The 18,191-nt window shown below is 33.6% G+C and carries 14 protein-coding genes; 6 read left to right on the top strand and 8 right to left on the bottom strand.

Annotation, left to right across the window (positions count from 1 at the left end):
• The first annotated feature begins 55 nt into the window (after positions 1-55).
• Positions 56-781 carry a bacteriorhodopsin-like gene (locus RMO53_RS12765; protein ID WP_310381433.1) on the top strand — a complete coding sequence of 242 codons (726 nt, stop codon included), beginning with the start codon at positions 56-58 and terminating at the stop codon, positions 779-781.
• 392 nt (positions 782-1,173) lie between these two features.
• Here the strand turns inward: RMO53_RS12765 and RMO53_RS12760 are convergent, their stop codons facing one another.
• Positions 1,174-3,747, bottom strand: coding sequence for a zinc-dependent metalloprotease (locus RMO53_RS12760; RefSeq protein ID WP_310381431.1), 2,574 nt, complete (start codon positions 3,745-3,747; stop codon positions 1,174-1,176).
• A 340-nt stretch (positions 3,748-4,087) separates the two neighbouring features.
• Between RMO53_RS12760 and corA the strand changes: the two genes are divergently transcribed.
• Entirely contained in the window at positions 4,088-5,158 is a 1,071-nt protein-coding gene (corA, locus tag RMO53_RS12755) for a magnesium/cobalt transporter CorA (RefSeq protein WP_310381429.1), read from the top strand.
• Positions 5,159-5,216: 58 nt separating this feature from the next.
• Here the strand turns inward: corA and fumC are convergent, their stop codons facing one another.
• The gene (gene fumC / locus RMO53_RS12750; protein WP_310381427.1) at positions 5,217-6,614 is read right to left on the bottom strand and encodes a class II fumarate hydratase; all 1,398 of its coding nucleotides are present in this window, start codon (positions 6,612-6,614) and stop codon (positions 5,217-5,219) included.
• A 243-nt stretch (positions 6,615-6,857) separates the two neighbouring features.
• Here fumC and RMO53_RS12745 point away from each other — a divergent pair, with 243 nt between their 5' ends.
• Positions 6,858-7,028, top strand: a complete 171-nt coding sequence (locus RMO53_RS12745; protein WP_310381426.1) for a hypothetical protein — start codon at positions 6,858-6,860, stop codon at positions 7,026-7,028.
• 49 nt (positions 7,029-7,077) lie between these two features.
• On the opposite strand, the gene RMO53_RS12740 is transcribed toward RMO53_RS12745, so the two are convergent.
• Complete coding sequence (locus RMO53_RS12740) at positions 7,078-9,531, bottom strand: TonB-dependent receptor domain-containing protein (protein ID WP_310381424.1); 2,454 nt, start codon at positions 9,529-9,531, stop codon at positions 7,078-7,080.
• 95 nt (positions 9,532-9,626) lie between these two features.
• Entirely contained in the window at positions 9,627-9,968 is a 342-nt protein-coding gene (arsC, locus tag RMO53_RS12735) for an arsenate reductase (glutaredoxin) (protein WP_310381421.1), read from the bottom strand.
• A 104-nt stretch (positions 9,969-10,072) separates the two neighbouring features.
• On the opposite strand from arsC, the gene RMO53_RS12730 reads away from it, so the two are divergent.
• On the top strand, positions 10,073-10,984 hold the full coding sequence (locus RMO53_RS12730; RefSeq protein WP_310381420.1) for a CPBP family intramembrane glutamic endopeptidase: 912 nt from the start codon (positions 10,073-10,075) through the stop codon (positions 10,982-10,984).
• A gap of 23 nt (positions 10,985-11,007) precedes the next feature.
• Positions 11,008-12,048, top strand: coding sequence for an AMP-binding protein (locus tag RMO53_RS12725; protein WP_310381418.1), 1,041 nt, complete (start codon positions 11,008-11,010; stop codon positions 12,046-12,048).
• 43 nt (positions 12,049-12,091) lie between these two features.
• On the opposite strand, the gene RMO53_RS12720 is transcribed toward RMO53_RS12725, so the two are convergent.
• The 4 genes from RMO53_RS12720 to prfB form a co-directional block, all read right to left on the bottom strand.
• Positions 12,092-12,514 (bottom strand): DoxX family protein, encoded by a 423-nt coding sequence (locus RMO53_RS12720; RefSeq protein WP_310381417.1) that lies wholly within the window; start codon positions 12,512-12,514, stop codon positions 12,092-12,094.
• Positions 12,515-12,601: 87 nt separating this feature from the next.
• Positions 12,602-14,230, bottom strand: a complete 1,629-nt coding sequence (locus RMO53_RS12715; protein WP_310381415.1) for a carboxyl transferase domain-containing protein — start codon at positions 14,228-14,230, stop codon at positions 12,602-12,604.
• A 345-nt stretch (positions 14,231-14,575) separates the two neighbouring features.
• On the bottom strand, positions 14,576-15,574 hold the full coding sequence (gene lpxD / locus RMO53_RS12710; protein WP_310381413.1) for a UDP-3-O-(3-hydroxymyristoyl)glucosamine N-acyltransferase: 999 nt from the start codon (positions 15,572-15,574) through the stop codon (positions 14,576-14,578).
• Positions 15,575-15,913: 339 nt separating this feature from the next.
• A protein-coding gene (gene prfB / locus RMO53_RS12705) for a peptide chain release factor 2 (RefSeq protein ID WP_310381411.1) occupies positions 15,914-17,009 on the bottom strand; the annotation gives its coding sequence in 2 pieces (ribosomal slippage) (positions 15,914-16,945 and positions 16,947-17,009; 1,095 coding nt in all).
• Between the two features lie 152 nt (positions 17,010-17,161).
• On the opposite strand from prfB, the gene RMO53_RS12700 reads away from it, so the two are divergent.
• Complete coding sequence (locus tag RMO53_RS12700; RefSeq protein WP_310381409.1) at positions 17,162-18,187, top strand: GntG family PLP-dependent aldolase; 1,026 nt, start codon at positions 17,162-17,164, stop codon at positions 18,185-18,187.
• Positions 18,188-18,191: the final 4 nt, after the last annotated feature.

The raw sequence follows: 18,191 nt of genomic DNA, 5'->3' as shown, positions 1-18,191 counted from the left end.
TATTTGTTTAATCTTTTGTACATTTGATTAAACAATAACTTTTAATCTTTATATTATGACAAATTATTTTATGTCTTCAGCATTGATTACAAAAATGCTCCCTACTGATTATGTAGGATTTACTTTTTTTGTGGGCTGTATGGCTATGATGGCTGCTTCAGCTTTTTTCTTTTTATCACTAAGTCAATTTGATAAAAAGTGGCGTACTTCTGTTTTAGTTTCAGGTTTGATAACTTTTATTGCAGCAGTACATTATTTCTACATGAGAGATTATTGGGCAGCTTTCCAAGAATCTCCAACATTTTTTAGGTATGTTGATTGGATATTAACTGTTCCATTGATGTGTCTTGAGTTTTATTTGATTCTTAAAATTGCTGGTGCAAAACAGAGTTTACTATGGAAAATGATTTTCTATTCTGTAATAATGTTGGTAACCGGTTATCTGGGAGAAGCAGTTTATCCAGAAAATGCAGCTCTTTGGGGATTCATTTCAGGAGTAGCTTATTTCGCTATTGTTTATGAAATTTGGTTAGGTGAAGCTGCCAAATTAGCTAAAACAGCGGGCGGAAATGTTTTAGCAGCACACAAAATATTGTGTTGGTTTGTACTGGTAGGATGGGCTATTTATCCTTTAGGATACATGCTAGGAACCGAAGGATGGTACACAAATATGTTGGGTAAAGGCAACGTGGATGTTGCCTACAACATTGCAGATGCTATCAACAAAATTGGTTTTGGTTTAGTAATTTATTCTTTAGCAGTAAAATCTACTAAAGATTAAATTTTAATTTGTTTATTCATTAAACCGGGACAGCAATGTCCCGGTTTTTTATTATTATAAAACCCGACAAGTTTTTGAAAGTGTCGGGTTTTATTGGTCTCAAATATAGTTTAAAACTATGCACTTTTAGTGCATTTCCCTTTTAGGTTCTAAAAACTTTGCCACGAATTTCAATAATTTCCACAAATTAATTCGTGCTAATTTGTGTAATTAGTGGCAAAAAATTAAGTGTTACAACCCTGCATACTTTTAGTTTGTTATTGACATACGCATCGCCTCTTTACAACAAATAGAATTTCTAAATGATCGTAGCGTATCAATGATAAAATCAAATCAAATGCAACCTAAAAAAAGGGGGAAAATGTTGTTGACATTTTCCCCTTTTTATTCATTTATTTAGGATCTAAAGCATCACTAATTCTCGAAACTAAATCTTGTAAATGATATCTACTCATTCGATCAGTCATTATTGATGAGGCTAATTTCATTTCGTTTTTCAAACTATTAAGTTGACCTCTTGCAATAGAAGGTAAATCAGTTTGAGCTAAATTTACTCTTCGTGTTTTGAAACCGTAAGTAACTCCTACAGGAACTGATCGAACCATGGCTGTACCCGGTTTTAGTAACTCAATCATTTTGTCAACATATATTTTTTGAATGTTTCTGCGATACACATCAATTGAATTACTGCCTTTCAATTCAGAAAAGATTCCATTTTTTAGATCGGTTACTAATTCATCAGCTGTATAATTATTTTTATTTAATGAAGAAGTTTCAATAAGGCGAACAAATCGCTCTCCATCTAATAAACTTGATAAAGTCCCATCTTGCATTGCTTTGATTGCTTCAACTCCACTTTCTGGATTTATTTTAGAAAGGATATTTTGATCTAATAACCATTTTGGAGTTGTAAATAATTGCGTATTCAAGAATAAAACCGCATCTTTTTGAATCGCTCTTGGAACTACTTCGAATTGATTTCCTGACATGTCATACGTTTTTGGAGAATCATAGATTCCACCTACGTTTTTAGTAACATGTCCCATATATCTTCTGAATTGTCCTGTGAGTGCGCCATAAAGTTCATCTAGCTCCGCATAGCTTTCTCCGTTTTCTTTACTCCAAACCAATAAATTAGGCAAAATTCTTTTTAGATTTTTGATTCCATATTCAGAAGCTCTCATGGCATTATCTCCAATATCTTCGGTTTGATATCTTGGGTCATAAGGACTCGTTTCCGTTCCAAACCATAAACGGTTATTTTTATAAGCTTCCTTTGTCATTTCATTCAACTTCGCTTTTTCCTCATCTTCAGATTTAGCTTCGTCAAAATAGGAATAACCCCATTTAATAGCCCATTTGTCATAATCCCCAATTCTAGGAAATAAGGATGTTACGCCATCTTCAGGTTGTGCTACATAATTGAAACGTGCATAATCCATTATAGACGATGTATGTCCGTTTTTCTCTTGGTACACCTTATCTCTAAGTTTTTCAACTGGAGTTGCAGAACTTGCTCCCATGTTGTGACGTAATCCTAAAGTATGACCTACTTCATGAGATGAAACAAATCGAATTAGTTCTCCCATTAATTTATCATCAAACTTTTTAGCTCTTGCTGCTGGATCAATGGCTGCAGTTTGAATCAAGTACCAGTTTCTTAAAGTACTCATGATATTATGATACCATCCAATGTGGCTTTCTAAAATTTCGCCACTTCTAGGATCATGAACATTTGGTCCGTATGCATTTTGAATTTCAGCTGCAAAATATCTTAATACAGAAAAACGGGCATCTTCTAAACTCATAGTTGGATCGTTTTCTGGCCAATATTCACCACGAATCGCATTTTTCCATCCCGCACTTTCAAAGGCAACTTGCCAGTCGTCAATACCTTGTTTGATGTATTTTTTCCATTTTTCTGGAGTTGCAGGATCGATGTAATATACAATTGGTTTTTTAGGTTCAATTAATTCCCCTCTTTTTTGTTTTTGAGCATCTTCGTCAGATTTTGGTTCTAAACGCCATCTTACTGCAAATACTTTTGTGTCAGATTTATGCGATTCTTCTTCAAAAACGCCATATTGATTCGCAAAATAACCTACTCGCGCATCAAATTCTCTTTTGCGCATGGGTGTTTTTGGCAATAAAATCATAGAAGTATTCATCTCTACGGTGATAACGCCAGCATCTAAAGCGGATGGTAAATTAACCCCAATTTGTGGTGTTGGAGTAGTTGAAATACGAGGCGGTGTAGTTGTAAATGTTTTTACACTTCTAATTTCAGTGTTTATTGGATAACTACTGATTTTAGAAATGAATGATTTATCCTTTTGAAACGTTACGATGTTTAATAATTGTTTTTTTATTGGATCTAATGAAAAAGTTTGAATGTCTCCGTCAAAAGTACTTGTTAAGTCGATTACATAACCGGTATTATTTTTTCCGGTGGAATCTTTTTTGAATGCCAATACATCATAGTTTCCAATAATTGGGTCTGAAGTTGAATTTTTTACAGCTTGTGCCAATGGTTTGTCTTCGTCTGGAGACATAATAACATAAGTTATTGATCGCAACAATATATTGTTGTTCAGTCCTTTTTCCCAACGAACAACTTGTCTGTTGATTTCTTCTCCTCCAAAAATTCCGCCTCCAGCAGGAGTTTTAGAATATCTGGTTATAGTCATTATTTCACTACCTAAAAGAGAGTCCGGAATTTCAAAAAGATATTTGTCATTAATTTTATGGATATCAATTAATCCTTTTTGTGTAACTGCGGTTGAGTCAATAACTTTTTTGTACGGTTTTGGTTCTTTTTTGCCGTCTTTGGATTCAGGTGCTTTGGCTTCAACTTTAGCCGGAGCATTTTTGTTTGCTTTTTCCTTTTTTTTATTTTGTGCAAATGTCCCTTGTGCAAAACAAAATAAGAAACAGGTAATAATTAGAGTTAATTTTTTTTTAGCCATTTAGTTAATGTATTAAATACTATTTATAATTAGATGTAGTTAACAATACACATTTTATTGCGTTTGTTACGATTTAAGTTCAAATCTATTGATATATTTTTAAAAAAAAATCATTTTGAAGTTCAATTTTAAATAATTAACAATATTTAACACTTGTTGATTAATGACTTTTACTCTGTTATTTTATAATTTTATGTAAGAAAGGAATAATTATTACGAGTAATCTTTACTTTTTGAATTCTAAATTGCTCTTATTTTTTTATTTTAGAAATGTCAAAAGAGACTAAAAACTTTATTTTTATTAAAGATTTTCGTAATATTACTACATAAAATAATTTAGATGAGAAAGATTAAATATAAGAAAGGAAGAAAAGTTTTACCCTATAATTTAGAATACACAGGAATTCATAAAAAAAACGAATCTGAAATGCAATTGTTTGTATATGATGATTTTGATATGACAGAATATCAAGATTCTAGTATATCAGATTTAGAAAAAAGTATTGATTTTCAAAAAACAAACTGGCTCAACATTCATGGCTTGAACAATATAGACTTGATTAAAGCAATTGGTTCCTATTTTAGAATTGATAATTTCATGCTCGCCGATATTTTGAATACTACAAAAAGAACCAAACTTGAAGAACTCCAAGACACTCTTTTTTTTAATATAAAATCACTCTTACCAGCTGAAAATTCAGATAATATTAGCGTTGAACAAATTAGTTTTTTGATAAAAAACGGCGTTTTGATTTCTTTTCAAGAAAAGCGATCTGATTTTTTTGTTCATATTAGAGAACGCATTCGAACCCATTCTGGGATTGTTAGAACTAAAAAATCCGATTATTTGCTCTACTTACTTCTTGATGCCGTTATGGAAAATTTCTATATTACCATTGAGAACGAAGAAGACAAAATAGAAGAATTGATTAATCTCACCAAAGAAAATACTAATCCAATTATATTAGAAAAAATTGAAAAGCATCGCGATAATTTTAATTTTTTGAAACGTTCGATAATTCCACTTCGTGATTCTTTGTTTGATATAAAAAGTATCAAAGATGACAATGTGTTTAATGAAATTGAACCAGAAAATTTTAGTTTTTTTGCTCGATTGCATCAAAAAAGCCTTGAACTTCTGGAACAAATTGAATCGGATATGGGTTCGTTAGAAAGTGCTTCTAATTTTTACTTCTCGGCTCAAAGTCATAAGATGAATGAAGTTATGAAAACATTGACTATTGTTTCGGCCATATTTATTCCGCTAACATTTATTGTAGGTGTTTACGGAATGAATTTTGAGAATATGCCAGAGTTAGGCTATCAATATGGATATCATACTGTTATCGTAATGATGTTTTTGATAGTTTTAGGGATGATTTATTATTTTAAAAGACGCCGTTGGTTTTGATTCATAAAAAAAAACCAGCAACACAGTTGCAGGTTAATTATCAATTGTAAATTATCAATTATTTCAAACTTCCAACCATTTCTTCGGGTTTTACCCAAGCATCAAAATCTTCGGGAGTTACATAGCCTAATCGAACCGCTTCTTCTTTGAGCGTTGTTCCGTTTTTGTGTGCAGTTTGTGCAATTTCGGCCGATTTGTAATAGCCTATTTTGGTATTCAATGCCGTAACCAACATTAAGGAATTGTCGACTAATTCTTGAATTCGTTTGTAATTTGGTTCAATTCCGCTTGCGCAATGTTCATCAAACGATAAGCAAGCATCTCCAATTAATTGTGCTGATTGCAAGAAATTTGCCGCCATAACGGGTTTAAAAACATTCAATTCATAATGACCTTGCATTCCTCCAACGGTAATGGCGACATCATTTCCTATAACTTGAGCGCAAACCATAGTCAATGCTTCGCATTGTGTTGGGTTTACTTTTCCGGGCATGATTGATGAACCCGGTTCGTTTTCTGGAATAATGATTTCGCCAATTCCAGACCGTGGTCCAGAAGCTAGCATTCGAACATCATTGGCGATTTTATTTAAAGAAACCGCTAGTTGCTTCAAAGCGCCATGACTTTCTACAATAGCATCGTGCGAAGCCAAAGCTTCGAATTTATTAGGTGCAGTTACAAAGGGATGACCTGTGAATTGCGCAATATATTGGGCTACTTTTATATCGTAACCTGCTGGAGTATTTAATCCTGTTCCAACTGCTGTTCCGCCCAATGCCACTTCGGATAAATGCGACAAGGTGTTTTTAACAGCTTTCAATCCATAATTCAGTTGGGCTACATAGCCTGAAATTTCTTGTCCTAGAGTTAGTGGTGTTGCATCCATTAAATGGGTACGACCTATTTTTACTACGGTGTTAAATTCAACTGCTTTTGCTTGAAGTGTATCTCTTAGTTTTTCGACTCCTGGAATGGTAATTTCAACAACCGCTTTGTAGGCTGCAATATGCATTCCTGTTGGGAAAGTATCGTTTGATGATTGTGATTTATTCACATCGTCATTGGCTTTGATGAATTGTTCTCCTTCGCCAATAGCGAATCCTTTTATAACTTGGGCGCGATTTGCAATTACTTCATTAACATTCATATTGCTTTGTGTTCCTGAGCCTGTTTGCCAGATCACTAATGGAAACTCATCTTCTAGTTTTCCTGCTAGAATTTCGTCACAAACTGTGGCGATTGCATCTCTTTTTTCTAAAGGCAAAGCACCTAAATCGCAATTTGCATAAGCGGCAGCTTTTTTTAAATAAGCAAATCCTTCAATAATTTCTTTTGGCATTGAAGCTGATGGACCAATTTTAAAATTGTTGCGAGAACGCTCTGTTTGTGCACCCCAATATTTATCCGCTGGAACTTGCACTTCACCCATGGTGTCTTTTTCGATTCTGAATTTCATTTTGTTTGTTTAAGAGTTGTAGTTGTAGCGATAGTTTAGCCCTGATAGTAGTGAAAATCCTTGTGAACCGGTGTTCGGTTTACAAGATTGTAACGAATAGCAGGAAATAGCTCCTGAAAAAAGCTAAATATTGAGTTCAAAAATACGGATAATTCTCTTTTTATGAAAATTGATTTGGTTTTTTATTGGTAAGAAAAAATATTAAACTTACATTTGTACCTACATTCAAAAATCTCTGTAACCATGTTTGAATTTTCACAGTATTTAGGTTTTTTACTTTTTTTAACCATCCTTACAATGGGGTTTTGGTTGATGTTTTTTCTAGTTAGTTTCGTATCGTATTGGGTAGGAGGTTATACTTGGGAAGCTTTTAAAGAGAAAAGAGCAAAAAAGAAACTAGAGCAATCAGTGTAATCTAATTGTTTGATAAAAAAAAGGAACTCCAATTGAGTTCCTTTTTTTTTTATCCTTGAAAATCGTCGCCACCATCGGAATCTCTTCTTGGTTGTCTTTCTCTTTCTCCTTTTTTCTTATTGAATCTATAAGTAAAGGATAGATTAATTTGTCTTAGTTGTCTTTGCATTTCGCTGTATGACATCACTACACCGGGAATATTACTATCCCAGATTCTTTTTCTAGAGTTAAAAACGTCGCTGATGTTAAAATTAATAGTTCCTTTATCCTTTAAAATGTCTTTACTAAAAGCTAAATTGGCACTAAATACACCATAACTTTTACCTTGAGCATTGTTCTGCGGTCCATTATAAGTTGCATTAGTTTGCCAATCGATTTTATAGGGCAAAGTGATTTTTGATGTAATTCTAGTAAACCATGATGTGGCAATGTTATCAAAATTTTGAGTAATCACTACATTATTAAAATTGGTGTAGACATAATCTCCTTGAGTTTCGTTTCTAAAAAAGTTAAAATTACCATTTAATTTCCACCATTTGTAGGGAGAATAGTTTAATGTAAATTCAAATCCTGCTCTATATTCTGTGGCTATATTTGCAAATGAGGTTAATATGACAGGAACACTGTTTATAAAATCACCGGATTCTCGTCGCACAAATTGTATAACATCAGTAGTTTTATTTAGATAGAGTGAGGTGTTAAGTGTTAATTTGTCCCAACGTTTTAAATATCCAAAATCTACTGCATCTGTAAAAGCTGGATTTAAATCTGGATTACCTACAAAAATATTGATATTGCTTGATAAGTTATTAAATGGATTTAATTGTCTGCCTCTAGGTCTTTGAATTCTGCGACTGTAGCTCAATGAGGCGCTGCTTTTTTCTGAAAATTCATAAGTAAAGAAAGCACTTGGAAAGAAGTTATTGTACTTTTTAGCGTTAAAATCATTCGTTGCTAATTGATTAATTTCAATATTCGAATCTTCAAAACGTGCCCCAAAAAGGAAAGAGTATTTCTTTAATTTAAAGCCATAGCTGGTGTAAAGCGCGTTTACTTTTTCTATATATTCTAAAGTGTTTGTAAAATTATTATTAATTACTCCATCATTTTCTACTTGATAGTCTGTGGTTAATTTTAGAAAATCTCCTTTGTAACCTGCTTCAAATTGACTTCCTTTTCCTATTGGCAATACATAATCAGTTTGAAAAAGATTTCTTTTTTGATCTTGTTTGCTTATTGTTTTATCGATTACAACAATGTTTGTGTTTGTTGCTGAGTCAGTAATTAATGCATTGTTTATTTCATCGCTTGTAGAGAATGAACCATCTACAGTTAATTTATGCCCTTCTTTTTTGAAATTCTTAATTAAATTTGTGGCATATTCTATGTTTTCGCTGAAGCTGTTTTCGTTATTTATTCTGTTTCTGGTGTAGTCATAAATAAAACTAGAATTGTAATTATTTTGAAAAATATTATCGGTATTGTTTCCGTTACTTTTTCTATAATTAAAGCTATTTGTCCATGTTGTAGTTTTATCTAAAAACCATTCTGCGCCAAAATTTCCATTGTAAGCATCACCTAATCTCTCGTTTTTTCTCTGTTCATAAACGTAGTTTCTAATAGAATTGTTTGGGTTTAAGTATTTAGAGTCTGTTTTCGCTTTTCCAGGATTGCTACGATCATTAATCCCTTGGGTTGTGAAGAGGTTGAAATTTTCGGATTTATAATTTAAATTCCCGCTTAAACCATAACTTTCAGGATATGCTGTAGAGGCAATAAAAGTACCATTTAGACCTTGATTTTTACCTTTTTTTAGAATTATATTAAGTAATCCACCGCCACCTTCTGCATCATACCTTGCTGATGGATTTGTAATTACCTCAACTTTATCAATGGCATCCGAAGGAATTAATCGTAATGCTTCGGAAATATTAATTGCGTTTGAAGGTCTACCATCAATTAAAATTCTAACATTTTCATTTCCTCTCAGACTTATGTTTCCTTCTACATCTACTGAAACCGAGGGAATATTATCAAGCACATCGCTAACAGTTCCTCCTTTGACCATTAAGTCATTGCCTACATTATAAACTTTTTTATCTAATTTTATTTCAACAGTAGTTTTTTCGGAACGAACCACAACTTCATTTAGCTGCGTTTGATCTTCCTCTAAAGCAATTTGCCCTAGGCTACTATTTTCTTGAATGTTTTTTTGCTTAATCTCCACAGGTTTAAATGAGATGAATTCTATTGTAATATCATAGATTCCCTGATTTATTTCTACATCAAATTCGCCTTTTGCATTGGTAATTCCGCCAGCAATTGCTTTTGGGTTGGTTGGATTTTTGAAAGTAATTGTAGCGTATTCGAGGGGTTGTTTACTCGTTTTTTCGATTACTGTTCCTGTTATTTTTATTTTTTTAATCTCGGGTCTTTGTTGTGAATAAATAAATGATGACGACAATAAAAGGCTAAGAATTAAGAGAATATTAAATTTTTTCATTGAAAGTTATTTTTTTTATCTATTTTAGATTGCAAAAATAACACAAGGTTTAAACAACAAATCACAAAGGTTTGTTAAAGTAATGAGGCCTTTTTTTAAACAAAACCATTAATTTTTTCTATAGGTCTTGCAATAATTGCTTTTTCGCCATTAATAACAATAGGTCTTTCTATAAGAATGGGATAAAGAATCATAGCATTTATAATTTCGTTATCCGACATTTTTTTTGCTTTGAAATTTTCTAACCAAATTTTCTCTTTTTGGCGAACTACTGCAATGGGTTTTATACCTAGTTTTGCTATAATATTTTTAAGTTCGTTAAAAGTAGGAATTGTTTCGAGATATTTAATAATTTCAAATTCCTGTCCTGTTTTTTCTAAAAAGGCTAAACATTGTCTGGATTTTCCGCAACGGGGATTGTGATAAATTCGTATCATTGTAAAGGATTTAATTTTTATAAAAACTATTCGAAAAAGACAGAAAATTAAGTTAATTTCGGCACTACAAATGTAAATATAAATTGCTCATAACACTATTAAGTATGTATATATCACAAGCTTTTAAAGGAAATAATCAATGGTGGCGTGTAGCAATTACAACATTAATGACTGCTGGAGTGTTTATTGGAAATTTCATAATGTTCTTACTAATGACTGATGAGCAAAAAGAAATTTTATATAAATCAATGCGAGATATACCTAATAATATATCATTGTTAATCAATTTGTTACCTTTTATTTTTTTGTTAGGATTGCTGTTTGGTTTGGTCTATTTTTTGCACAATCGAAGCTTACTTTCCCTTACTACATCAAGGAATAAAATAGATTGTAAAAGGATTTTTTTCTCTTTTGGACTAGTTGTTTTACTTTCGATACTAACTTTTATTGTTTCCTATTCATTCGATAGTTCAAATATTGTATGGAATTTTCATCCATTAAATTTTATGATTTTACTAATCATTTCTTTACTATTATTTCCTTTTCAAATAGGTCTTGAAGAATATTTATTTCGAGGTTATTTAATGCAACAAATAGGAATAATTGTCAGAAACAGATGGTTGCCATTACTGATCACTTCTATCTTATTTGGATTATTTCATAGTGCAAATCCCGAAGTTGCCGAAATGGGTTATGGCGTTATGATTTTCTACATTGGAACTGGGTTTTTACTCGGAATTATGACCTTAATGGACGAAAGTATTGAGCTAGCTTTAGGTTTTCATTTAGGTAATAATATGATGGCAGCGTTATTAATTACATCTGATTTTGCAGCATTACAAACGGATGCTATTTTTAAATATTCAGGTGTTGAAAATCCTAATGATATGCTAAATGAAATGATAATTACAATGGCATTAGTCTATCCAATTATTTTATTTATCTTCGCTAAACGATATAAATGGACGAATTGGAACGAAAAGCTTTCTGGTAAAATTAGTCGTATTAATGACTAGCACAATAAAATAAAAATACAATCATGCAAACAATTACATACAAAAACGTACACAATCATTTTAAACTGAACGGCTTTCATCTTGACCGAGAAGATTTATGTCGAGTTGCCTATAGTTTTATAAAAGAAGGGCAAGAATACGAGCAATCTGTAGGTGATTTTTTACTCGATTGGTTTGATAACAAGTCGTATATGGACATGAACTCCTCAGGAACTACAGGTGTTCCAAAACTTATTCGAGTGGAGAAACAAGCCATGCTAAATTCTGCAATTGCTACAGGCGATTTCTTTGGTCTTGAACCAGGAGACAAAGTATTGAATTGTCTGCCAACCGCATACATATCAGGAAAAATGATGTTTATCAGGGCTTTTATTCTAGGTTTAGATATGAAATTCGTAGCTCCAAGTTCTCATCCTTTAGAATATATTGATGAAGAATTTGATTTTTGTGCCATGGTTCCGTTGCAAGCAAAAAATTCTTTAAAAAAATTAAAAAAGATAAAAACTCTAATTGTTGGTGGTGCAAAAGTACACAAGGCCTTGGAACAAGAATTACTAAAATTGCGTATAAAAGTATACGAAACCTTTAGTATGACCGAGACTATTACTCACATAGCCGCCAAAAGAATAGGGGAGAACGCTTTTACAGTTTTGCCAAATGTTACTGTTGCTGTCGATGAAAGACAATGTTTAGTTATTGACGCAAAAAATATAAGTGAACACCCAATAAACACTAATGATATTGTAAATTTAATTTCAGACACCCAATTTGTATGGATTGGTAGAATTGACAATATTATTAACAGTGGCGGAATTAAATTAAGCCCAGAAAAAATTGAAGAAAAATTATCAACTTTAATTCCTAGACGTTATTTTGTTCATGGAGTTCCTGATTTAGTTCTTGGGGAAAAGTTAGTACTTTATATTGAAGGGGAAACTATGGCAATTGAAGATGCTGTTTTTGGCGTATTAGATAAATATGAAAAACCAAAAGAGATAGTGTTTATTCCAATTTTCAAACAAACAGCAACTGGTAAAATAAAAAGAAAAGAAAGTTTAGCCTAATTACAACAAAAAAGAGATGTCGCGACATCTCTTTTTTATAATCTTATTTCTCCATTTTAAAATAATAATCAGCAGAATTTTTACCGCTTCCATAAAACACAAAAAATAAGCAAATTGCAAGTGTAAATAATGCTAGTAATAAATTTTGAATGTTCATTTGACCCATAAAATTTATAATAACTGCACCTATTAATATAGGTAGTTGTGCGATTATTGCCCATCGAGTAAGCAGTCCAAAAACTATCATTATTCCACCAATCATGTGCGCTGGAACGATATAATGAATGAGAAACATTCCTCCACCAATTTTGTCTATAGAAGAAAGTAAATTTTCTAAATATTCTGTATCTGAAATAAAAGAAACACCTTTTGCAAATAGAAACACGCCAAGTGCTATTCGTACCAAATCTAATGATAAATAAGTGTGCGCATTGGCCCATTTATTCAAACTTTTTATATTGCTCATAATACTATAGTTTAAAAATGTTTAGACTAAAGGTACTAATTTTTAGAAAGATAACTTTAATTAAAGTGTTTTTTTTATTTAATGCAATTAAACCTGAATCACACCTAAATTAAATTTCTTTTCAATAGGCGAGTGGTTTGCAGCTTCGATTCCCATAGAAATCCAAGTTCTAGTATCTAAAGGATCAATTATAGCATCTGTCCACAATCGAGAAGCTGCATAATATGGCGAAACTTGCTCGTCATATCGTGCTTTTATTTTGTCAAACAACGCTGCCTCTTTAGCTTCATCTACGAGTTCTCCCTTAGCTTTTAGCGAAGAAGCTTCTATTTGTGCCAATACTTTTGCGGCTTGTGTTCCTCCCATTACAGCGAGTTCGGCACTTGGCCAAGCGAAAATTAGTCTTGGATCATAGGCTTTTCCACACATAGCATAATTTCCTGCACCATAAGAATTACCAACAATTACTGTGAATTTTGGCACTACTGAATTTGAAACAGCATTCACCATTTTGGCACCATCTTTAATGATTCCGCCATGTTCTGATTTGGAACCCACCATAAAACCGGTAACATCTTGGATAAAAACTAAAGGAATTTTCTTTTGATTGCAATTGGCAATAAACCGAGTGGCTTTGTCCGCAGAATCTGAATAAATGACTCCACCAAATTGCATTTCTCCCGTTTTGGTTTTTACTACTTTTCGTTGGTTAGCAACAATCCCAACTGCCCAACCGTCAATTCGCGCATAACCCGTAATTATTGTTTGACCATAACCGTCTTTATACGTTTCAAATTCGGAGTTATCAACCAATCGATTGATGATTTCCATCATGTCGTATTGCTCGTTTCTTGCTTTTGGCAAAATGCCATACATTTCTTTTTCGTCCAAAGCTGGTTTTTGAGCTTTTTCTCTATTGAAACCTGCCTTATCAAAATCACCTATTTTGCTAATAATATTTTTTATTCTGTCTAATGCGTCTTTGTCGTCTTTGGCTTTATAATCTGTAACTCCCGAAATTTCACAATGGGTTGTAGCTCCGCCAAGAGTTTCGTTGTCTATGCTTTCGCCAATAGCTGCTTTCACTAAATAACTTCCCGCCAGGAAAATACTTCCGGTTTTATCAACAATCATGGCTTCGTCACTCATAATAGGAAGATAAGCGCCACCAGCAACACAACTTCCCATAACAGCTGCGATTTGAGTAATTCCCATGCTGCTCATTTGTGCGTTATTTCTAAATATGCGCCCGAAATGTTCCTTGTCCGGAAAAATTTCATCTTGCAATGGCAAATAAACGCCAGCCGAATCCACTAAATAAATAATTGGCAATCTATTTTCCATCGCAATTTCTTGAGCGCGAAGGTTTTTCTTTGCTGTGATTGGAAACCAAGCTCCGGCTTTTACTGTAGCGTCATTTGCAACAACAATGCATTGTTTTCCTTTGATGTAACCTATTTTCACTACAACGCCACCAGATGGACAACCGCCGTGTTCAGCATACATTCCTTCACCAACAAAAGCGCCAATTTCTATACATTTCCCTTTGGCGTCAAGCAAATAATCAATGCGCTCGCGCGCTGTCATTTTGCCTTCGGAGTGTAATTTTTGTATGCGTTTTTCACCGCCACCAAGTTTGACTTTGGTGAATTTTTGTCGCAGTTGGGATAGTAGAAGTTTATTGTGGTCTTCGTTTTTATTGAAGTTCAAGTCCATAGTGAAATATGTTTTTTGGCTAAAATTGTGTTGGCTAAATTACGAAATCTATTAAAATATATTTTAGAATAATCGATAGAAATATTGAATACAAAATTGTTAAAATCACAGCAGATTAATAGATTTTAAATATTTAAGGGTGCAATTTATTTTACCATATAAGGCATTTAAGTTCATTTAAGTTGGGCTTCAATTGTTTGTCTTATATGTTCTTATTTGCCTTATGTGGTTTAAATTGAATACTATTTTTATTGAGTGTTAAATTTATTTCAATGTTTATAATCTGTGACTCGAGCGATAGCGAATAGGCGAAGCAATCGGTGGTTAAATTTTAAACTATTTAATTTATTTTTTTGAATCATTAACCAGCCTTTTCAAGATAGCCCATTGTTTCAATGCATCACGAGCTTCAACTGCAGGATATCCTAGCATAACTTTTCCAGCCGGAATATCGCCAGTTACACCTGAACCAGCACCAACAATTGCTCCGTCACCTATTGTTGTATGGTCTTTTATCGATGCGCTTCCGCCAATGATAACACCATTTCCTAGAGTTACTGAACCAGCCAGTCCAGAATTTCCAGCCATGATACAGAATTTTCCCAGTTTAGAGTTATGACCTATCTGTACTAAATTATCAATTTTGCAACCATCACCAAGAACAGTCGAACTAAATTTGCCTCTATCGACACAAGAGTTTGCTCCAATTTCGACACCATTTCCGATAATGACGTTGCCTATTTGTGGAATTTTTACCAAACCTCTTTCGGGACAAGGTCGAAATCCAAAACCATCTGCACCAATAGTACAATTAGGATGCAAAATACAATCATTACCAATATGACAACGTTCCCGAACTACTGTTCCTGACCAGATTATAGAGTTTTTACCAATGGTACATTCGTCAAGAATCGTAACATTTGGATAAATAATAGTATTGTCACCGATCACTACATTTGGACCAATATAACATCCAGCGCCAATTTTCGCACCATTACATATAGTTGCGGTTAGATCAATTATTGCCGTTGGATGAATCTCAGAACTAAAAAGTGGTGTTGGTGGTGCAAAAAGCTCCAAAACCTGAGACATCGCTAAATCAGCATTTTTTACTTTTATAAAAGCCCTGTTTTCACCAGGTTCAATCGAAATATCTTCGTTTACAACAGCAACACAGGCTTTGGAAGTTTCCCAAAATTTTTCGTATTTTCTGTTTCCAATAAATGAAATCTCGGTATCAGTTGCAGCTTCTAATTGCTCTGGAGCAGTAATAGATTGAGAAGTTTCACCAATAATAATGCCTTTTAGAACTTCATTTATTTCGAGGGTTGAGTATGATTTCATTGATTTGGAGAATTCGGTTTGATTTATAAATCAAATTAAGTGAATTTGCTTTGAATTTCCTAATGGGTTGTTTTTTCGAATTAAAACTGTATATAAAACCATTTCAGCTTTTTGTAAAATGAAAGTTGAAGGGAGTTTTTAACGAAATTAAAAATGATCCAAAGTTTAGAGACTGTAATCTGCAATTTATACCATCTTAATTTTGAATTTACCGACAAAAACGAGTCGGTGCTTTGTCATTCTGACGCAGGAAGAATCTCATCTTTATGCTCAAGTTTGTTGAGATTCTTCCTGCGTCAGAATGACATAGTTATTCAAGTTAAATCTAAAATCTGTCAATTATTCCTCTTTTTGTCCCATCATCATTAAATAGGCTTTCAAAAATTCGTCGATTTCGCCATTCATCACACCATCAACATCACTAGATTCATAGCCTGTGCGCACATCTTTGACTAATTTATAAGGTTGCATTACATAATTCCTGATTTGCGAACCCCATTCTATTTTCATTTTTCCAGCTTCAATATTAGCACGTTCAGCTTGTTGTTTTTTTAATTCAATTTCGTACAACTGTGAGCGCAACATTTGCATTGCACGCTGTCTGTTATCTTGTTGCGAACGGGTTTCAGAACATTGAATTTGGATTCCTGTAGGTTTATGAACTAATTGTACTTTGGTTTCCACCTTATTCACATTTTGTCCTCCAGCACCACTAGAACGTGAAGTTGTAATTTCGATATCAGCAGGATTAATATCTATTTCGATACTGTCATCAACAAGTGGATACACATAAACCGAAACAAACGAAGTGTGCCTTTTGGCATTGCTATCAAAAGGAGAAATTCGAACCAAACGGTGTACGCCATTTTCACCTTTTAGATAACCAAAAGAATAATCGCCTTCTATTTCGAGCGTTACCGTTTTTATTCCAGCCGCATCACCTTTCTGATAATTGAGTTCTTTGATTTTGTAGCCTTGCTTTTCTGCCCACATCATATACATTCGCATGAGCATTTCGGCCCAATCGCAACTTTCAGTTCCGCCAGCACCAGCCGTAATTTGCAAAACAGCACTCAAAGTATCGCCTTCTTCCGAAAGCATATTTTTGAATTCTATGGCTTCGATATGATTTTCGGTGGCTTTGAATTGCTCGTCTAATTCCTCGACAGTGTATTCGCCTTCTTTGTAGAATTCGAAGGCAAGTTGCAACTCATCAGCCATTTCGACCGCCTTATTGTAATCGTCAATCCATTTTTTCTTGGAACGCAGGATTTTTACATAGCTTTCGGCTTCTTTGGGATTGTTCCAAAAATCAGGCGCTAACGTTTTTTCTTCCTCGTTGGTGATTTCAATTAGTTTGGCATCAACGTCAAAGATACCTCCTCAACGCACCAAGACGCTCTACAATACCTTTTATTTGTTCGGTAGTTGTCATAAATTATAGTAATTTTGTACTGATTTTTTGGAGCTATTTCCTGCTTTTCGCTACAATCCACGCAAAAAAGCGTGGGATTTTCACTGCAATCAGGGCTAGGCTATCCTTAAAACAAGAAATTAAAGTGCGAAAATAAACTATCTAAAGTATATATGGAAATAAATTTAATTAGTGATACCGTTACCAAACCTTCGCCAGAAATGCTTCAAGCGATGTTTAAAGCAGAAGTAGGCGATGATGTTTTTAAGCAAGATCCAACAGTCAATGAGTTTGAAGCTCAAGTTGCAGATTTATTTGGTATGGAAGCGGCGTTATTTTTTCCGTCTGGAACTATGGCAAACCAAACCGCGATCAAGTTACACACCAATCCTGGTGACCAAATCATAGCCGATAAATGGTCTCACATTCACTTATATGAATCTGGTGGAGCATCATCAAATAGCGGTGTAAATTTTAACTTATTGGACGGAAATCGAGGATTAATAACTGCGGAACAAGTAAAAGCAGGTATTAATGATCCCGAATTTTATCATACTCCATTATCAAAAATGGTGGGGATTGAAAACACAACAAATAAAGGTGGCGGCGCTTGTTATGAGATGGAAGAGTTAATAAAAATCAAACAAGTTTGTGTCGAGAATAATTTGAAATACCATCTTGATGGTGCACGATTATGGAATGCTTTGGTTGCCAAAAAGCAACATCCAAAACAATTTGGAGCACTATTCGATACGATTTCGGTTTGTTTTTCTAAAGGATTGGGTGCGCCAATTGGTTCGGTTTTAGTTTCGGATGCGGCTACAATAAAAAGAGCCATTCGCATCCGAAAAATTTTTGGTGGCAACATGCGACAGTCAGGCTATTTGGCGGCAGCCGGAATTTATGCTTTACAAAATAATATTAACAGGCTAGAAGAAGATCATCGTAGGGCAAAGGAATTAGGGAAACAATTAGCACAATGTAAGTGGGTTTTAAATGTCGCTCCAGTTGAAACCAATATCATTGTGTTTTCAGTTCAACCTCATATTCATGACCAAGAAATCATTGATAAACTCAAACAAAAAGGCATTGCAATTAGTTTATTGGCAAAAGGTACTTTGCGAATGGTTACGCATCTAGATTATAAAGAAGTCATGCATACGTATGTGTTGGAAACGTTAGCGAAAATGGAGTTTTAAAGCG

The organism is Flavobacterium sp., assembly GCF_031409475.1.
In the GTDB taxonomy this organism is placed as follows: Bacteria; Bacteroidota; Bacteroidia; order Flavobacteriales; family Flavobacteriaceae; genus Flavobacterium.
This window is presented reverse-complemented; position numbering and strand designations above follow the sequence as displayed.

Bases quoted from the DNA above. Each gene is read 5' to 3' on its own strand.
- RMO53_RS12765 (WP_310381433.1), top strand. From the start codon at position 56: ATGACAAATTATTTTATGTCTTCAGCATTGATTACAAAAATGCTCCCT.
- RMO53_RS12760 (WP_310381431.1), bottom strand. From the start codon at position 3,747: ATGGCTAAAAAAAAATTAACTCTAATTATTACCTGTTTCTTATTTTGT.
- corA (WP_310381429.1), top strand. From the start codon at position 4,088: ATGAGAAAGATTAAATATAAGAAAGGAAGAAAAGTTTTACCCTATAAT.
- fumC (WP_310381427.1), bottom strand. From the start codon at position 6,614: ATGAAATTCAGAATCGAAAAAGACACCATGGGTGAAGTGCAAGTTCCA.
- RMO53_RS12745 (WP_310381426.1), top strand. From the start codon at position 6,858: ATGTTTGAATTTTCACAGTATTTAGGTTTTTTACTTTTTTTAACCATC.
- RMO53_RS12740 (WP_310381424.1), bottom strand. From the start codon at position 9,531: ATGAAAAAATTTAATATTCTCTTAATTCTTAGCCTTTTATTGTCGTCA.
- arsC (WP_310381421.1), bottom strand. From the start codon at position 9,968: ATGATACGAATTTATCACAATCCCCGTTGCGGAAAATCCAGACAATGT.
- RMO53_RS12730 (WP_310381420.1), top strand. From the start codon at position 10,073: ATGTATATATCACAAGCTTTTAAAGGAAATAATCAATGGTGGCGTGTA.
- RMO53_RS12725 (WP_310381418.1), top strand. From the start codon at position 11,008: ATGCAAACAATTACATACAAAAACGTACACAATCATTTTAAACTGAAC.
- RMO53_RS12720 (WP_310381417.1), bottom strand. From the start codon at position 12,514: ATGAGCAATATAAAAAGTTTGAATAAATGGGCCAATGCGCACACTTAT.
- RMO53_RS12715 (WP_310381415.1), bottom strand. From the start codon at position 14,230: ATGGACTTGAACTTCAATAAAAACGAAGACCACAATAAACTTCTACTA.
- lpxD (WP_310381413.1), bottom strand. From the start codon at position 15,574: ATGAAATCATACTCAACCCTCGAAATAAATGAAGTTCTAAAAGGCATT.
- RMO53_RS12700 (WP_310381409.1), top strand. From the start codon at position 17,162: ATGGAAATAAATTTAATTAGTGATACCGTTACCAAACCTTCGCCAGAA.